Source organism: Vibrio sp. S234-5 (genome assembly GCF_000960595.1).
In the GTDB taxonomy this organism is placed as follows: domain Bacteria; phylum Pseudomonadota; class Gammaproteobacteria; order Enterobacterales; family Vibrionaceae; genus Vibrio.
The window spans coordinates 1-410 of sequence record NZ_JZAM01000323.1 but is presented as its reverse complement, the minus strand read 5'-3'; the positions used below and the strand labels follow the sequence as shown (position 1 = coordinate 410).

General features: G+C 53.2%; 2 pseudogenes. One reads left to right on the top strand and one right to left on the bottom strand.

The features are described 5' to 3' along the window. Positions 1–215, bottom strand: a pseudogene (locus UF06_RS25055) (efflux RND transporter permease subunit); the annotation flags it as partial. Here UF06_RS25055 and UF06_RS28045 point away from each other — a divergent pair. Then, positions 196–410: pseudogene (locus UF06_RS28045) on the top strand (efflux RND transporter permease subunit); the annotation flags it as partial. The pseudogenes UF06_RS25055 and UF06_RS28045 sit on opposite strands and share 20 nt — an antisense overlap.

Here is a 410-nt window from a genome sequence, read left to right as displayed (position 1 = left end):
AGCAAAGGTAACAAGCCACACGCGGTGGGGATGGTGATGAGAGTAATCGCTCTCAAACGGCTCGTCCCAGCCGTGACTAACGCCTGCTGCAACGGAACGCATTGGCGCTATTCCTGATTAAAGGGGGTGATCAGAACCAAGGAGACATTGATCACGATACCGGTCATGGCCATCATGCCAAACATGGACAAGATGCTGATGGGCATGCCCATCAGCATCTTGTCCATGTTTGGCATGATGGCCATGACCGGTATCGTGATCAATGTCTCCTTGGTTCTGATCACCCCCTTTAATCAGGAATAGCGCCAATGCGTTCCGTTGCAGCAGGCGTTAGTCACGGCTGGGACGAGCCGTTTGAGAGCGATTACTCTCATCACCATCCCCACCGCGTGTGGCTTGTTACCTTTGCT